Below are 15514 nucleotides of genomic sequence, written 5' to 3'. Positions count from 1 at the left end.
GCACGGCGGTTCGAAGCGCCCCTTAGGCCTCGAACAGTGCCCATGGCCGCGCCTCCGGCACGGCGGATTCGAGGCGCACTTCAGGCGGCGTTCTTCCGTCGTCACTCGGAAGGGGCTCGTTCCTCACCCCTTCCTCCCTCCTCCTCCAGAACACCGCCGCGCCTCGAACAGGTCAGTCGGGGGGCTGGAGCACCAGGTCGGGGCGCAGACGCACGCCTGCCTGGTCCAGGTCGGCGAGCAGGCCCGCCACCGAACCCCGGCCGGGCAGCACCGCGCCCGGATCGGCCTGCGACCACGGAACCAGGACGAACGCCCGCTCGTGCGCCAGCGGGTGCGGGAGCGTGAGCTCAGGGTCGTCCGATAGCAGGTCGCCGACCATGATCAGGTCGACGTCCAGCGTACGCGGCCCCCACCGCAGCTCGCGGACCCGTCCGAACGCGACCTCCACGCCGAGGGCCCGTTCGAGGATCGCCTTCGGGCCCAGCGTCATCGTGCTGCCGATCACCACCGCGTTGAGATAGGGGCGCTGGTCCGGAGGCCCGCCGACGGGGTCGGTCTCGTACACCGGCGACACCGCCACGAAGTCGAGCCCGGGAGCGTCGAACAGCGCGTCCACGGCTCCTTGAAGGGTGTCGAAACGGCGGCCGACATTGCTGCCGAGCGCCAGGACCACCTTCATCCCCGCCTCCTCCTGATCGTCACGACAACATCGTCGAAGGGCAGCGGGATGGGCGCGGCGGGCTTGTGCACCTTCACCTCGGCCTCCTCGACCGGCTCGTTCGCCAGGCACGCCTCCGCCAGGCGCCCGGCCAGGGTCTCGATGAGATCGACCGGCTCCCCCTCGACGATGGCGGCCAGCCGCAGGGCCAGCTCGCCGTAGTCGACGGTCTTGGACAGGTCGTCGCCGGCGGCCGCGGGGGCGGTGTCCAGGAAGAGCGTGACGTCGACGACGAACTCCTGCCCCAGCTCGCGCTCGGCGGGCAGGCATCCGTGCCGGCCGCGCGCCCGCAGGCCCACCAGGCTGATGCTGTCACTCATCAGCGGGCTCGTCGTCGTCATCGTCGGCCTGCAGGACCGGGGAGCCGTGGTAGATCCAGAGTTTCCAGCCCGCGGCGGTGCGGACGAAGGTGCTGGTCGCGACCACCCGGCCCGCGGCGAAGGTCGCTTCGTCGGTGTCGGCCGCGGTGAGGATGTTCTCGGCGCAGGCGAGCACGGCGACGTCGCCGACGACGGTGGTGCGGACGTCGGTCAGCACGAACTGGATGTACGTCGTGTTGGCCATGATCAGCGCCCAGGAGCGCAGGACCTCGGCCCGGCCCGTCACGGCCGACCAGCCGGGGTGGACGCACGTCGCGACCCGGCCGTCGTCGTCCTCGGCCCAGAGGTCGGTCATGCGGTCGAGGTCGCCGCTCTCGATGGCGGTGTAGAACGCCTCGTTGAGTTTCTCGATCTCCGCTGCGGTGGTGCTCATCGGATTTCCTCCCGCCCGTGCCAGGCCGCCGCCACCCGGACGGCGTCGGCGTTGGGACGCACATGGTGCACACGCACGCACCAGGCCCCGGCGTGGGCGGCCAGCGCGGTGACCGCCAGCGTCGCGTCGTCGCTGCCGCTGAACGGCCTGGGCGTGCCCTCGGAGTCGGCCAGGAGACGACCGAGGAAACGCTTGCGGGACGCGCCGATGATGATCGGGTAACCCAGCCGGCCGAGCTCGCCGATGCCCGCGAGCAGAGACCAGTTGTGCTCGGACTTCTTGGCGAAGCCCAGGCCGGGATCGATGATGATCTGCTTCTCGGCGACGCCCTCGGCGAGCACGGAGTCGACCCGTTTGCGCAGCTCTTCGCTCACCTCGCCGACGACGTCGGAGTACATCGCGCGGTTGTCCATGTCGTGGCTGTGGCCACGCCAGTGCATCACGACGTAGGCGACGCCCGACGCGGCCACCACGCGGGGCATCGCCGGATCGGCCAGCCCGCCGCTCACGTCGTTCACCAGCCGGGCCCCGGCGCGCACCGCGGCCTCGGCGACCTCGGCGCGCATCGTGTCGACGCTGACGGTCACGCCCTCGTCGGCCAGGGTGCGGATGACCGGCTCGACCCGGCGCAGTTCCTCGGCCAGGGACACGCGGGCGGCGCCCGGGCGCGTGGACTCGCCGCCGACGTCGACGATGTCGGCGCCCTGTTCGACGAGTTCGAGGCCGTGACGGACGGCGACCTCGGGGTCGAACCACTGGCCGCCGTCGGAGAAGGAGTCGGGGGTGACGTTGACCACGCCCATCACCAGGCAGCGCCCCGCGTCGGGGAGCCCCGGCACCGTCCATGTGGTCATGGCGTCAAGCCTAGGTGGTTATCGAGGGCTATCTGTGCCTTGGGTCCGGCTTGTGGATAACGAATCGGCCAGGCCACCCTCGAGCGGCGCGGGTGGATCAGCGGTGGCCCAGGATGAGGGCCATCGCCTCGGCGCGGGTCTTGTCGCTGTCGCGAAAGTCGCCGCGCACCGCCGAGGTGATCGTCTTCGCGCCCGGTTTGCGCACGCCGCGCATGGTCATGCACAGGTGCTCGGCCTCGATGACCACGATGACCCCGCGCGGGGCGAGGACGTCCATCAGCGCATCGGCGATCTGGGACGTCATGCGCTCTTGGACCTGGGGGCGCCGGGCGAAGACGTCCACCAGCCGGGCGAGCTTGGACAGACCGGTGATCTGCCCCTTCTCGTTCGGAACGTAGCCGACGTGGGCGACCCCGTGGAACGGCACGAGGTGGTGCTCGCAGGTGGAGAAGACCTCGATGTCCTTGACCAGGACCATCTCGTCGTGGTCGGCGTCGAAGACGGTGGTCAGGACGTCCTCGGGCGACTGCCCCAGCCCGGCGAACTGCTCGGCGTACGCGCGGGCGACCCGGGCGGGGGTATCCACCAGGCCGTCCCGGTCCGGATCTTCACCGATCGCGAGGAGGATCTCGCGAACGGCCTTTTCGATCCGGCCCGAGTCGACCTTCAGGAAGTTCACGCTCACCCGTTACGCCTCGTCCTGGGGCGCCGGGTGGTCGTGCCGGAGCAGGGCGCCGGAGCCGGCCGGGTTGCCGTTGCCCGCCGGGAGCGCGGCGCCGTTGCCGTTGCCCGCGACCTCCTTCGGGGTGAGGATCGGCGGCCGGTCGGATGGGAGCCGCTTGCCGTACCCGGAGTACGAGGGGCGCTTTTCCTTGACGACGACGGGCGCGAAGATCCCCAGGACCTGCTCGCGCGACAGCGTCTCCTTCTCCATGAGCTCCAGCACGAGGTTGTCCAGCACGTCGCGGTACTGGACGAGGATCTCCCACGCCTGGTCGTGCGCGGACTCGATGAGGCGGCGGACCTCTTCGTCGATCGTGGAGGCGATCTTCTCGGAGTAGTCGCGCTCGTGGCCCATGTCACGGCCGAGGAAGACCTCGCTGTTGCCGGTGCCGAACTTGCGGGCGCCGAGGTGCTCGCTCATGCCGTACTCGGTGACCATGCGCCGGGCGATGGACGTGGCCTTCTCGATGTCGTTGGCCGCGCCCGTCGTCGGCTCGTGGAAGACGAGCTCCTCGGCGGTGCGCCCGCCCAGCAGCATCGCGAGCTGGTCGTTCATCTCCGAGCGGGTGGCGAGGAACTTGTCCTCCATGGGAAGCGTCATCGTGTAGCCGAGGGCCCGGCCGCGGGACAGGATCGTGATCTTGTGCACCGGGTCGGAGTTCGGCAGGGCGTGCGCCACCAGGGCGTGGCCGCCCTCGTGGTAGGCGATGATCTTCTTCTCCTGGTCGGACATGACCCGGCTCTTGCGCTCGGGGCCCGCCATCACGCGGTCGATGGACTCCTCGAGGGTGTTCATCGAGATGAGCTTCTGGTCCTGCCGGGCGGTCAGCAGCGCGGCCTCGTTGATCACGTTGGCGAGGTCGGCGCCGGTGAACCCGGGGGTCCTGCGGGCGATGACGTCGAGGTCGACATCCTGCGCGAACGGCTTACCGCGCCCGTGGACCCGCAGGATGCCCTTGCGGCCCTCCAGGTCGGGCCGGTCGATGACGACCTGACGGTCGAACCGGCCGGGACGCAGCAGCGCCGGGTCGAGGATGTCGGGACGGTTGGTCGCCGCGATGAGGATCACGCCGCCCTTGACGTCGAAACCGTCCATCTCGACCAGCAACTGGTTGAGGGTCTGCTCGCGCTCGTCGTGCCCGCCGCCGAGGCCCGCGCCGCGGTGCCGGCCGACGGCGTCGATCTCGTCGATGAAGATGATCGCCGGGGCATTCGCCTTGGCCTGCTCGAACAGGTCGCGGACGCGGGAGGCGCCGACGCCGACGAACATCTCGACGAAGTCGGAACCGGAGATCGAGTAGAACGGCACCCCGGCCTCACCGGCCACCGCGCGGGCCAGCAGCGTCTTGCCGGTGCCGGGCGGGCCGTACAGCAGCACACCCTTGGGGATCTTCGCGCCGATCGCCTGGAACTTGGCCGGGGCCTGCAGGAACTCCTTGATCTCCTGGAGCTCCTCGATGGCCTCGTCGGCGCCGGCGACGTCGGCGAAGGTGGTCTTCGGCGTGTCCTTGGTGATGAGCTTGGCCCGGGACTTCCCGAAGTTCATGACCCGGGAGCCGCCACCCTGCATCTGGTTCATGATGAACAGGAAGATGAGGACGATGACGACGATGGGCAGGAAGCTCACCAGCAGGCCGACGAGGAAGTTCTCGGTCGGCACGGTGACCTTGTAGCCGCCGGGCAGCTTGCCCGCGTTCGCCTGAGCCTGAAGCTGCTTCTGGAGCTCGACACCCTGCCCCGCGACCCAGGACGCGTAGAAGCGATCTTCCCCGCCGATCTTCTGGAGGGTCTTGATCTCTATGCGCTGGTCCTTGTCGACGATCACCGCGTTGTCGACATTGCCCTTTTCGATCTGGCTGACGACGAACGAGGTGTCCTTCTGGGCATAGTTGCTGTTGCTGCTCCAGAATGTGGAGGCGAGCAGGAGCAGCACGACGATGCCCAGGATCCACAGCAGTGGCCCACGTGTAAATCGCTTGAGATCCATCCGATGCGGAACCCCTGCGGGCCCGTCCCTTCCTGAACACGGCCTGACACCCCGGGCGGACCCGGGGTTAGCGGCATCCAACCGCTCCTACTGACAACCCGGAGAAAGTGGTTCGCTCCGAGACATCCGAAGGTACACCGGGCCGCCGCGCAGGGTCACTGCTCCGGCGACACCGGCTTTGTCCTACCAACGTACGTCAGACGGCCCGGTGTTCCCCACGGCGAGACCGAATAAGGGGTGGACACACCGGTAATGAACCCGGAACTTCGCTCAGGGCTTACTCGGCGCCGTACACGTGACGCGCGAGAGTGCCGATGAAGGGGAGATTGCGGTAGCGCTCGGCGTAGTCGAGGCCGTACCCGATCACGAACTCGTTGGGGATGTCGAAACCGACGTACTTCACGTCGATCGGCACCTTCACCGCGTCCGGCTTGCGCAGCAAGGTGCAGATCTCGACCGACGCGGGGTTGCGCGAGCGCAGATTGTGCACTAGCCACGACAGCGTCAGCCCGGAGTCGATGATGTCCTCCACCACCAGGACGTGCCGCCCGGCGATGTCGGTGTCGAGGTCCTTCAGCGTGCGCACGACCCCCGAGGACTTGGTGCCCGCGCCGTAGGACGACACGGCCATCCAGTCCATCTCGACCTTGATGTGCAGCGCGCGCGCCAGGTCGGCCATGACCATGACCGCACCCTTGAGCACCCCGACGATTAAAAGATCCTTGCCCGCGTAGTCCGCGTCGATCTGCCCGGCAAGCTCCTTGATCTTCGCCTGGAGCTCTTCCTCGGGGATGAGGACCTTTTCCAGGTCCTTGCCCATGTCAGCTGCGTCCACCTGGGGATTTCCTTCACAAGAGGGTGCTGGCGAACACCAGGGTGCCATATCGCCGGACCACTCCCACCCCCCCGGGCAGTTCGACCATCCGCTGTCCGCGCCACTGCGTCACCAGGCGGTCCACCTCCGCGATGTGGACGGCCGCGAGCGCGGACGCGTTCGCCCCCGCCGCCAGGGCCGCCCGCTGGATCACCCGGCGCCGCACGGCGGCGGGCAGGTCCTTGACGCCGTCCACGGTCAGCTCGACCCCGATGCCCCTGACCTGCCCGTACACCTCGTCCGCCCAGTCGTCCAGCGCGTCGGCGTCGTCCCGGCACAGCGCGGCGGTACGGGCCAGCGCCTCGGTGACGCCCGGCCCGAGGGCGCCTTCGAGGACCGGCAGGACGTCGTGCCGGACGCGCGCGCGGGCGTAGGAGGAATCGGCGTTGTGCGGGTCCTCCCAGGGCGACAGGTCCAGCGCCGCGCAGGCCGCCCGCGCGGTCGCGCGGGAGACGCCGAGCATCGGCCTGCGGTAGACGCCCGAGACCGCCGGCATCCCGGCGAGCGACCGGGTGCCGCTGCCCCGCGCGAGCCGCAGCAGGACCGTCTCGGCCTGGTCGTCGAGGGTGTGCCCCAGCAGCACTGCGGACGCGCCGAGACGGCTCGCGGCAGCCGAGAGGGCCTCGTACCTGGCGTCGCGGGCCGCGGCCTCGGGCCCACCCTCGCGCCCCACCGTGACCGTCAGCACCTCGGCGGGCGCGAGCCCCAGGTCCCCCGCCAGGGCCGCGACCTGGAGCGCCCGCTCGGCGGAGCCGTCCTGCAGGCGGTGGTCGACGGTGAGCAGGCCCGCGCGCAGGCCCATGCGGGGCGCGGCGAAGCCCAGGCATGCGGCCAGCGCGAGAGAGTCACCCCCGCCACTGCACGCGACCAGCACGAGCGCGTCCGACGGCAGATCGCCAAGCGACAGCCGCACGGCACGGCGAATCTCCGCGACAGCGGGATGCGGTCCCATAACCCTAGTTTGGAGCGGCTGCGCCTATGGCTGTGCCGATGACCCGCTCCGCCGCAGGAGTCGAAGACGCCGTGTTCCGAACCCGCCGTGCCGAAACCGCGGCCATAGGCACAGCGCCCCGAACTGTGCCCATGGCCGCGCCTCCGGCGGGTTTGTCAGGCGTGGCCGTTCGCCGCGGGGAGTTGGGGGGCCTTGATCACGCGGTTGATCCAGAGCTCGGGGTTCTTGATCTCGGCGTGGGTGGGCAGCGTCGCGGGCGAGCCCCACACCCGGTTGAAGCCGTCGATGCCGGCCTCGCCGACGACCTTGCGGACGAACGACGCGCCTTCGGCGTACTGCTTCATCTTCAGGTCGACGCCGAGCAGCCGCCTGAGCGTCTTGTCGAAGCGGGAGCCGCCCTCGCGCCGGTGCTGGAACTTGGCGCGGATCTCGGCCACCGACGGCACCACCGCCGGCCCGACGGCGTCCATCACGTAGTCGCCGTGCCCCTCGACCAGCGTCATCACGGCCGTGAGCCGGTCCAGGATCTCCTTCTGCTCGGGAGTCTGGATGGCGTCGATCAGGTTGCCCTCGCCGCCCTTGATCGCGTCGGCGACGGCGTCGGACGCGGCGCGCATGCGGTCGAGCAGCGTGCCGAGGTCGAGGTCGGAGGCGAGCAGGAACTCGGTCATCTGCGACCGGACGTACTCGCGCAGCCAGGGCACGCCCGTGAACTGCACGCGGTGGGTCTCCTCGTGGAGACACACCCACAGGCGGAAGTCGCGCGGGTTGACGCCGAGCTCGCGCTCGGTGTTCACGATGTTGGGCGCGACCAGCGTGAGCCGGCCCGTGGGCGCCTGCCCGCTCGGGTCGGGCGGGAGGAACAGCTCGTACTGCCCCAGCACGCGCGACGCCAGGAACGCGAGCACCGCCCCGACCTCGACGCCGGTCACGCGCGACCCCACGGCGCCGACGATCGCGGGGATCTGCGCGCGCCGCGCGTTCATGCGCTCGGTGAGCGGCTCGAGGACCACCCGGAACCCGTCGACGTTGGCGCGGATCCACCCGGGGCGGTCCACGACCGTGGCGGCCTCCGGCTCGGCCGCGCCGTCGATGCGGGCGAACCCCTGTACGTGCCCCTCGGCCTCACGCGACAGCCGCCGGAGTTCGGCGACGGCGTGCCTTGCTTCCTCCCGGCTCACCTGCGGGCCAGGACGGACTAGACGGACACCGGTCGATACGGCCAGATCCCAGTCGATCACCTGCATGTTCACCACCGTACGTCGTCCGGGGTCGTCATGAGCACCCGCATCCGGATACGAGGGCGGCCAGCCTGTCGAGCGCCGCCACGGCCCCGTCGGGATCGCGGACGTCGTCGGCCATGAACGCGAAGGCCACGAGCCGGCCGTCGGCGGTCCGCGCGAGCCCTGTCAAGGTGTTCACTCCGTTCAACGTGCCCGTTTTGGCCCTTACCACTCCCGCCGCGGCCTTCGCCTCGCCCTTCGCGTACCGATGGCCGAGGGTTCCGGTGAATCCCGCGATGGGCAGGCCGCTGATCGCCGCCCGCAGGTGGGGGTTGGCGGGGGACGCCGCCAGGGCGATCAGGCGGGCGAGCGCGGCCGGGGTGATCCGGTTGCGGGTGGACAGACCGCTGCCGTCGTTGACCACGACCCCTGCGTCGGCGCCCAGCCGCTTCAGCGTGGCCCGCACGGCCTGGGAGGCGCCGGCGAATCCGCCCGGCCGGCCTTCCTTGATCGCCACGTGGTGGGCGAGGGCCTCGGCGAGGTCGTTGTCGCTCTCGGTCAGCATGTGCTCGACCAGTTCGTACACCGCCGGGGACTCCACCCGGGCGACCTCCGTGGCGCCCGCCGCCGCCTTCGCCCGCTTGACGGTCTTGCCGACCTTGACGCCGTACCGCTTGAGCTGGACCGCGAAGGCCTCGGCGGCCGTCCGGGGCGGATCGGGGTAACGCGCCGAGTTCTCGTTGCGCGGGTCCTGGCGTCCCTCGTCGATGGTCAGGCCCGTGACGGGGGCCACGCTGCCCTCGGGGATGTACCCGGGCTTCCAGCCGGGCGCCGTGCTCGGGCCGGAGAACACCGAGTCGTCGTAGGCGAGCGAGACCGCGGTGACGCCCGCCGCCTTGAGGGCCTGCGCCGTCCGGGAGGCCAGGGTGGCGAGGGACGCGAACCGGGGGTACCCGGGCACGTGGTCCGACTTCGGGCTCGCCAGCGTCGGGTCACCGCCGCCGACCAGCGTCAACGTGCCGGGCTTGCCCTGGAGGACGCGGGTCGCGATCTTGGCGTCGGGGCCGAGCGCGGTGAGCGCGGCGACGGCCGTCACGACCTTGGTGGTGGAGGCGGGCGTGATGCCGATGTCGGCCCTGCCGGAAAACAGGCCGGCGCCGCTGGAGACGTCGACCACCACGGCGCCCACGTTGCCGCCCAGCGCCGAGTCCCCCATGGCGCGGGTGAGCTGGGCGGCCAAAGTACCCTTTCCCGGGAGAGACCCTTCAGGCGCTGGTGGTAGGACGGGACCCGAGGTGACGATGGCGACGGGAGCCCGCGTCGGCGTGGCGGCCTTGACCGGCGGGCTCGCGGTGGCACCGCTCAGCCCTCCGGACGCGAGGAGGTACGCGCCCACGGCGCAGACGAACGCCTGCAGCAGGGCGAGAGTCGCCACCGCCGCCACGCGCTCGCGTCGTACCACCTCGCCGGCCCCTTTCTCACATGCGTCATCCTGGAAATACGTCTACGAGACATTAACGCCCGTCCGGAGTGTCCGGACGGCTGAGCGGAGGAACCGCAGTGGAGTTCGACGTTGTCGTTGAGATTCCGAAAGGACAACGCAACAAGTACGAGGTTGATCACAAGACGGGGCGGATCCGCCTGGACCGCCTGCTTTTCACCTCCACGCAGTACCCCGCCGACTACGGCTTCATCGAGGACACCCTGGGCGAGGACGGCGACCCGCTCGACGCGCTCGTGCTCCTGCAGGAGCCGACCTTCCCCGGTTGCCTCATCAGCTGCCGCGCGGTCGGCATGTTCCGGATGACGGACGAGAAGGGCGGGGACGACAAGGTCCTGTGCGTACCGGCCACGGACCCCCGCATGGAGCACATCCGTGACATTCATCACGTCCCGGAGTTCGACCGGCTGGAAATCCAGCACTTCTTCGAGGTCTACAAGGACCTGGAGCCCGGCAAGTCGGTGGAAGGGGCGAACTGGGTCGGCCGGGTGGAGGCCGAGCTGGAGATCCAGCGGTCGGTCAAGCGTCACCTCGATCACGAGGAGCACGCCGGCGCCGAGAGCCCGCTGAGCAAAGGAGAAGGACACTGACGCCGCCCTCCCGCGAGGAGGGCCGGCGACCGCGGGCGTGACGGCCTTGCTCGCGGGAGGGGCCTGACCACGCCCACCATGTGCGGGCGCCAGATGGACGCGACGCGCACCACGTCCCCGGTGCTGGGGGCGTGGACCATCTGGCCCGCGCCTATGTAGATCCCGACATGACGGATCGTCCCGGGATCGCGCGTCCGGCGTCCGAAGAACAGCAGGTCGCCGCGGCGCAGGGAGCTGAGCGCGATCTTCGGGCCCGCAGTCCACTGCGTGCCCGTCCAGTGGGGAAGCGCGATCCCCGCCCGCTGCCAGGCGCGCATGGTCAGCCCCGAGCAGTCGTACGCACGGGGGCCGGCGGCGGCCCAGACGTAGGGCTTGCCGAGCTGGGTCAGCGCCCAGTTGGCCGCCAGGTCGCCGAGCCGGGCGGCGGCGGCGCGGCGACCCGCCCAGGCCCCCGTCCACCGGCCGCCACCCGTCGCGCCCAGCCCCGGAGTCCAGTGGTCACCGCCCGCCGGACGGGGACCCGCCAGGGCCACGGGGGCGTGCCCCAGGCTCACGGCCAGGGCGCAGGCGAAGACGATCTCACGCCACATAGCCTCCAGATTTCCCCGCGGCTGCACGACGCACACCCACGCCGTCACTTTCCGTGATCAGCCGAGGCGGAACAGACGGGATATCCACGGGCGAACCCCCGCGCCCGGGGGCAGCGGGCCGCGCGGATAGGTGAAGACCGGCACCTCGTGCCCGTACGCGGCGCACAGCTCGCCCGCCTTGCACCAGTCGGCGATCGTCCGGCTGGCCGCCCACGCGGCGCCGAGGGCCGGGCGCGCCTCGGCGTGCCGGTCCCAGACGCGCAGCAGGGTCATCGTGGCCTGCGCCGCAGCGTACCCGTCGTCGGGGTACGCGGTGCCCGCGAGGTACGGCGCCGTCACCTGGCCGGCGAACCGCGTGTCGAGCACCCACGTCCAGTTGGCGACGACCAGCGCGAGCGCGGCCCCGGGGATCGCGCCCGCCGCGTCGTACATGAGCCGCTGCCGCGGGCCGGTCAGACGGCGGCCCGGCCACAGCCAGGCGACGTCCTCGGGGGCCCGGCCGGCGGCGAGCCAGGACAGCATCGCGAGGCCGCGCGCGGTCTGCAGGCGGCACAGCTCCAGCAGGTCGCGCAGCATGCGGGGGCCCGGGTCCAGCCAGACCGGCCAGTCGGCCCGGTGGACGCGGGGCACGAGAGCGGCCAACTCGGGCGGCACGGGCTCGGGGAACACGCGGCGGCCGAGGTGGGCGTCGTCACGGGCGGTGAACACGGGGGCGCCGGCCTGCTACCGGTCGGCTCTCGTCCGCGGGTACCCCTCGCGTCCCCAGTGGCCCCCGTGACCGTGGCCCTCGTGCCACGGAACCCGCGCCCTGCCCGGCTCAGACGGCGGCTCCGACGGCGGCTGCGGGGGCTGCGGGGGCGCGGACGGTGGGACGGACGGCGCGGCGGGCGGGTTCGCCGGTGACGGGGCGGGGGATGCGGGCGGGGTGGCCGTCCGGCAGGGCTTGTGCTGGTGGCTCGCCGTCGGGGACGGATGGTGGTGCGGGCCGCGCACGGGCGGCTCCGGAGCGCCCACCGAGGGAGGGACGGCGGTGGGCGCGGGCGGCCGCGAGGGCGGCTGTGACGGGGGCGCGGTGGGCGGCGGGGGCGGGAAGGGGATCGCGGACTCCGACGGCCGAGGAGAGGGCGTGGACGGCGGGGCGGGCGCCGGACGCGGCGGCACGCCGCCCGCGGGGCGCGAGGACCCGTCCGGCCGGATCGCGCCCGCCGGCAGCGGGGCCCCGGGGAGGACCGCGCCGCTCCGCGCGTCCTGCTCGGCCATCCGCCCCGCAGGCGAGGACGTCGCCGGGCCCGGGTGTCTCGTGACCGTACCGGAGGGGGCGGAGACGCCGGGCGGGGAGGCGGACGGCGGGAACGCGCCGAAGACGGTCTGGGTCAGCCGGTCCTCCCGGCCGTTCAGCGCGCCGGCCAGCACTACGGCGGCGAGGGCCATCGCGACCGCCGCCACACCGCCCGCAAGAACCTGAGGCCGCCACCGAGGCCCTTTGACGTCCTGTAAGGGAAAGCCGTCGGCGCCGAGCAGCCCGGTGCGCCGCGCGACGAACTGGCGGTACGGGACCAGCTCGGGGTCGATGAAGCAGCTCATCACCCGGACGCGGAGGGTCTGGGGCAGCGCGGGCCGGGGAAGCTGGTCGAAGACCTTGGCCGCCGACACCTGGCGCTCGCGGTAGGGGCCGCAGATCGGGCAGTGACCGGCGTGCTCGATCAGCCGCTCACGGGTCTCGTCGTCCAGGACGTCGCCGAACCCGGCGAGGATGTCCCGTCTGTCCGGGCACTCCTGCGCGGTGTCGCGGGCCAGGATCTCGGTGGCGACGAGGTCCTGAAGGCGGGCGCGTGCGGCCTCGTGGAGCTCCTCGGCGTGGCCGGGCGTGGTGCCGAGCACGAAAGGGAGCTCCTCCTCGGGGATGCCGTGGCGCGTCAGGAGCTCCAGGACCTCGCGCTCGTCGTCCGGCAGCGCGGCGACGGCGTTGACGGCCACGCGCCGCAGGTCGCCGTCGGAGTCGTCTTCGGGTGCGGGGTCCGGGTCGTCCTCGGCGGCCGGGGGCACCGAGCGCCGGCGCAGGGCCTCCCCGCGGGCCAGGGCGTAGAGCCAGGCGCGCAACCGCTCAGGATCGGCCAGTGTCTCGATGTGCGCCTCGGCCGCGATCAGGGTGTCGCGCAGCGCGACCTGCGCGCCGTCGGGGCTGCCGAGCAAGAGCGAGGCGTACGCGTACAGACCTCCGGCGTAGTCGTCGTAGAGGGCAGCGAGGGCACCAGGATCGCGGGCGCGGAGTGCCTCGACCAGGACGCTGTGGTTCATGTAACCGACAGTAAAGGCTTCGTAACTGGTTGCTCCACCGTTTCCCGGACAATGACCGGCCTTGTATTAATACCGTAATGAACGCTGGCAAGATTGTTTGCGGTACTGCGCGCGGCATATGGCCATCAAATTCGACATATCACTAGATAGCAGATCCGAGCGGACGCACAGGTGGGAGCCGGCCCGCTTTCCCCGCGGCGGCCTACATGAGAACTCCGGGACAACCCTTCACCGCGATCCCGGTTAATATATGAATTTCATTCACACCTGCCGGGCTTGACAATACGCGGCCTCCGGCACGGGCGCCGTCACCCACGCCGGCCTTCCCGGACGGTCACTCACGGGAAGCGCCCCGGCGAACGGGGCAGGGGTCAGGCACCGAGTCTGCCCAACCAGCCGACCCGGTAACTCCCATCAGGCGATGGCGTGCAGCCCGGCCTGGTCGCAGCCCCGCACCAGGGATTCGAGGCCGAACGCCTCCACCGGCCCCACGGCCCCCTGCGCGTCCACCCCGTCGGTGCCGGCCGTGATCGCGCCCCACGCCAGCAGGCGCGCGGTGAAGTCGTACGGGTCGCCGCCGTGCAGCTCGATGGAGGCGAGCCGCTCGCCGTCGCGGTCGAACGCCTCCGCGACGACCTGCGTGGCGATCTCCTCGCCGGACTCCCCCGGGGACGCGTCCCGGCCCGCCGTGTGGATCACGCGGTCGGCGATGGCCTCGGTGACGCGCTTGGCGCCCGGGATCGCCGCGATGAAGGGCGTGGCCCTGGCCAGCGCCGCGGCGGCCTTGGTGAGCCCGCCGAACCAGCCCAGGTAGACGTTCACCTCGCGCAGGCCGACGTGCGTTCTCGGCAGCGCGAAATGTTCCGAGGCTCCCACGGAGAGCGCGTGCCTGCGTCGGCCGTTCACGGAGAAAATCCGTGTACGCCCGTGTTCGCGAAGAATGCGGCCTTCGCGAAAGCCGTACATCGGCTCCAGCACCATTCCCAGCGCGGACGCCCGTGTGCCCGCGCTCGCGCGCCGGAGCATGTCGCCCTGCGTGAAATACCCGACGTCCACGCGCACCGCCGCGGGCCCGGCCTTGCGCAGCGCCAGTTCCGCCGCCAGATTCCCCGGCGCGTAGTCGTGTCCGAAGGCGGTGAGCAGCGTCGCCCCCGAGGCGGCCGCCGCCGGGCCGTACCGCTGGAAGATGCGCCGGATGAACGCCGGCTCGCCCGTGGAGTCGAGGTAGACCCCCCCTGCCTCGATCGCCGCCTCGACGGCGGGCTCCCCCCACCGCGCGAACGGGCCCACCGTGGAGATCAGCACGCCGCCCGGCTCGACGATGCGCCGGATCGTCGCGGGACGCCCGACGTCGGCGACGGCCGTCGGCAGCTCCACCGGCAGGGACGAGGCGAGCGCCTCCAGCCGGGCCGGGTCGCGTCCCGCCAGCACCGGACGGGCGCCGCGGGCGAGGAGCGCTTCGGCGGTGAGCCGGCCCGTGAAGCCGGTGGCACCGAAGAGGACTATCCGGGGGGAAGTCATGTAAGTACCGTAACCCGCAGGCGATTTCAAGATCCATAGCGGGGCTGGCCGGTCGCCCTCGGGGGCGGGTCCGGATGCGGACGCGGACAGCCCGGCGCTCACGGCCGGCTGTCGACGGGCATCGCTTGATACCCGCGGTCTCGGGCGAACGGTGGGGTCTTCGGCTTGTCCGTACTCGGCGGCATCGCCCCGCTCATGGCCAGCTCCTCGTACGGCCGCGCGCTCGACCCCCAGGTGCGCGCGGCGATGTCCGTGCGCGCCACCGGGCCGGCACTGCTCAAGCTGTCCACGGTGAGCACGAACCGGCGCGGCGAGCCGGCGCGCACGTCGTCCACGTACGTGCTGGCGCCGCCGATCAGCTTGCCGTCCTTGTCGCGCAGCAGCGCGGTGATCACGAGGCTGGTCGCCGCCTTCTGGTACGGGTTGCCGACCGCGCCGGTCACGAGGTACGAGCCGTTGCCGAGCTTCTCGGTGATGGGCGCCGTGATCGGGAACGGCACGAACGCCGACGGGATCCGCCCCGCCTGCCGCCAGCGGGCGGGCCGGAAGGTCACCTTGACGTCGACCGGCGCGGCCGAGGCCGTGGCCTGGCCGGTGAACTTGAGCGACCCGGCCGGAGGCACGGCGTCGAGGGGCTGCTCCATGCGCACCACCTCCTTGCCGGAGGCGTCCTTGCCGACCACGGTGGCGGCGACGTTCTCGCCGAAGTGCCACCGGTTCGGGTTGGTGATCACACCAGCCCAGGTCACCACGTAGCCGCCGGCCCCCTGGGCGACCGACGAGGTCTGCTCCTTCATCACGAGCGGCTTGAGCGCCTGCTCGCGCCGCGGCTCGTCGCCGCCGCACCCGGCGAGCGAGGCCGCCGCCACCACCCCGAGAGCGAGTCCTAGTGCTGTCGTGTTTCGACTACGCTGGGTCACAAGACCGTCA

The 15514-nt window shown here is 71.5% G+C and carries 16 protein-coding genes; 1 reads left to right on the top strand and 15 read right to left on the bottom strand.

What is annotated here, in order from left to right:
• Positions 1–172 precede the first annotated feature (172 nt).
• From folK to dacB, 10 genes are all read right to left on the bottom strand, one after another.
• Positions 173–679 carry a 2-amino-4-hydroxy-6-hydroxymethyldihydropteridine diphosphokinase gene (gene folK, locus AB0M95_RS02475; RefSeq protein ID WP_358526458.1) on the bottom strand — a complete coding sequence of 169 codons (507 nt, stop codon included), beginning with the start codon at positions 677–679 and terminating at the stop codon, positions 173–175.
• Positions 676–1038 carry a dihydroneopterin aldolase gene (gene folB, locus AB0M95_RS02470; RefSeq protein ID WP_363758338.1) on the bottom strand — a complete coding sequence of 121 codons (363 nt, stop codon included), beginning with the start codon at positions 1036–1038 and terminating at the stop codon, positions 676–678. The genes folK and folB overlap by 4 nt, the downstream gene beginning before the upstream one ends.
• Complete coding sequence (locus AB0M95_RS02465; RefSeq protein WP_363758336.1) at positions 1031–1471, bottom strand: nuclear transport factor 2 family protein; 441 nt, start codon at positions 1469–1471, stop codon at positions 1031–1033. The genes folB and AB0M95_RS02465 overlap by 8 nt, the downstream gene beginning before the upstream one ends.
• Positions 1468–2325 (bottom strand): dihydropteroate synthase, encoded by an 858-nt coding sequence (gene folP / locus AB0M95_RS02460; RefSeq protein WP_358526455.1) that lies wholly within the window; start codon positions 2323–2325, stop codon positions 1468–1470. Before folP ends, AB0M95_RS02465 begins: the two co-directional genes overlap by 4 nt.
• Before the next feature lie 97 nt (positions 2326–2422).
• Positions 2423–3010, bottom strand: a complete 588-nt coding sequence (gene folE / locus AB0M95_RS02455) for a GTP cyclohydrolase I FolE (RefSeq protein ID WP_363758334.1) — start codon at positions 3008–3010, stop codon at positions 2423–2425.
• A 3-nt stretch (positions 3011–3013) separates the two neighbouring features.
• Positions 3014–5035 carry an ATP-dependent zinc metalloprotease FtsH gene (ftsH, locus tag AB0M95_RS02450; protein WP_363758332.1) on the bottom strand — a complete coding sequence of 674 codons (2022 nt, stop codon included), beginning with the start codon at positions 5033–5035 and terminating at the stop codon, positions 3014–3016.
• 277 nt (positions 5036–5312) lie between these two features.
• Positions 5313–5870, bottom strand: coding sequence for a hypoxanthine phosphoribosyltransferase (hpt, locus tag AB0M95_RS02445; RefSeq protein WP_358526452.1), 558 nt, complete (start codon positions 5868–5870; stop codon positions 5313–5315).
• Positions 5871–5883: 13 nt separating this feature from the next.
• Positions 5884–6861, bottom strand: a complete 978-nt coding sequence (gene tilS / locus AB0M95_RS02440) for a tRNA lysidine(34) synthetase TilS (RefSeq protein WP_363758329.1) — start codon at positions 6859–6861, stop codon at positions 5884–5886.
• Between the two features lie 155 nt (positions 6862–7016).
• The gene (locus AB0M95_RS02435) at positions 7017–8108 is read right to left on the bottom strand and encodes a zinc-dependent metalloprotease (protein ID WP_363758327.1); all 1092 of its coding nucleotides are present in this window, start codon (positions 8106–8108) and stop codon (positions 7017–7019) included.
• A gap of 28 nt (positions 8109–8136) precedes the next feature.
• Positions 8137–9546: a D-alanyl-D-alanine carboxypeptidase/D-alanyl-D-alanine-endopeptidase gene (gene dacB / locus AB0M95_RS02430; protein ID WP_363758325.1), complete on the bottom strand. Its 1410-nt coding sequence runs from the start codon at positions 9544–9546 to the stop codon at positions 8137–8139.
• Between the two features lie 98 nt (positions 9547–9644).
• On the opposite strand from dacB, the gene AB0M95_RS02425 reads away from it, so the two are divergent.
• Positions 9645–10175, top strand: a complete 531-nt coding sequence (locus AB0M95_RS02425; RefSeq protein ID WP_363758323.1) for an inorganic diphosphatase — start codon at positions 9645–9647, stop codon at positions 10173–10175.
• Here the strand turns inward: AB0M95_RS02425 and AB0M95_RS02420 are convergent.
• The 5 genes from AB0M95_RS02420 to AB0M95_RS02400 form a co-directional block, all read right to left on the bottom strand.
• Positions 10121–10765 carry a C40 family peptidase gene (locus tag AB0M95_RS02420; protein ID WP_363758321.1) on the bottom strand — a complete coding sequence of 215 codons (645 nt, stop codon included), beginning with the start codon at positions 10763–10765 and terminating at the stop codon, positions 10121–10123. The genes AB0M95_RS02425 and AB0M95_RS02420 overlap by 55 nt on opposite strands.
• Positions 10766–10822: 57 nt before the next feature.
• On the bottom strand, positions 10823–11473 hold the full coding sequence (locus AB0M95_RS02415) for a hypothetical protein (protein ID WP_363758319.1): 651 nt from the start codon (positions 11471–11473) through the stop codon (positions 10823–10825).
• A 15-nt stretch (positions 11474–11488) separates the two neighbouring features.
• Complete coding sequence (locus AB0M95_RS02410) at positions 11489–13063, bottom strand: sigma-70 family RNA polymerase sigma factor (protein WP_363758317.1); 1575 nt, start codon at positions 13061–13063, stop codon at positions 11489–11491.
• 414 nt (positions 13064–13477) lie between these two features.
• Positions 13478–14584 carry a saccharopine dehydrogenase gene (locus AB0M95_RS02405; protein ID WP_363758315.1) on the bottom strand — a complete coding sequence of 369 codons (1107 nt, stop codon included), beginning with the start codon at positions 14582–14584 and terminating at the stop codon, positions 13478–13480.
• A 98-nt stretch (positions 14585–14682) separates the two neighbouring features.
• Positions 14683–15504, bottom strand: coding sequence for an FxLYD domain-containing protein (locus AB0M95_RS02400; protein ID WP_363758313.1), 822 nt, complete (start codon positions 15502–15504; stop codon positions 14683–14685).
• Positions 15505–15514 lie beyond the last annotated feature (10 nt).

It is taken from the genome of Sphaerisporangium sp. NPDC051017, from assembly GCF_040683095.1.
Taxonomy (GTDB): Bacteria; Actinomycetota; Actinomycetes; order Streptosporangiales; family Streptosporangiaceae; genus Sphaerisporangium.
Note: the sequence above shows the minus strand (reverse complement) of the source record. Positions and strands in the feature narration are given on the sequence as shown.

Excerpts from the sequence above, each read along its gene's own strand:
- folK (WP_358526458.1), bottom strand. The coding sequence starts at position 679 with ATGAAGGTGGTCCTGGCGCTCGGCAGCAATGTCGGCCGCCGTTTCGAC.
- folB (WP_363758338.1), bottom strand. The coding sequence starts at position 1,038 with ATGAGTGACAGCATCAGCCTGGTGGGCCTGCGGGCGCGCGGCCGGCAC.
- AB0M95_RS02465 (WP_363758336.1), bottom strand. The coding sequence starts at position 1,471 with ATGAGCACCACCGCAGCGGAGATCGAGAAACTCAACGAGGCGTTCTAC.
- folP (WP_358526455.1), bottom strand. The coding sequence starts at position 2,325 with ATGACCACATGGACGGTGCCGGGGCTCCCCGACGCGGGGCGCTGCCTG.
- ftsH (WP_363758332.1), bottom strand. The coding sequence starts at position 5,035 with ATGGATCTCAAGCGATTTACACGTGGGCCACTGCTGTGGATCCTGGGC.
- tilS (WP_363758329.1), bottom strand. The coding sequence starts at position 6,861 with ATGGGACCGCATCCCGCTGTCGCGGAGATTCGCCGTGCCGTGCGGCTG.
- AB0M95_RS02435 (WP_363758327.1), bottom strand. The coding sequence starts at position 8,108 with ATGCAGGTGATCGACTGGGATCTGGCCGTATCGACCGGTGTCCGTCTA.
- AB0M95_RS02420 (WP_363758321.1), bottom strand. The coding sequence starts at position 10,765 with ATGTGGCGTGAGATCGTCTTCGCCTGCGCCCTGGCCGTGAGCCTGGGG.
- AB0M95_RS02410 (WP_363758317.1), bottom strand. The coding sequence starts at position 13,063 with ATGAACCACAGCGTCCTGGTCGAGGCACTCCGCGCCCGCGATCCTGGT.
- AB0M95_RS02405 (WP_363758315.1), bottom strand. The coding sequence starts at position 14,584 with ATGACTTCCCCCCGGATAGTCCTCTTCGGTGCCACCGGCTTCACGGGC.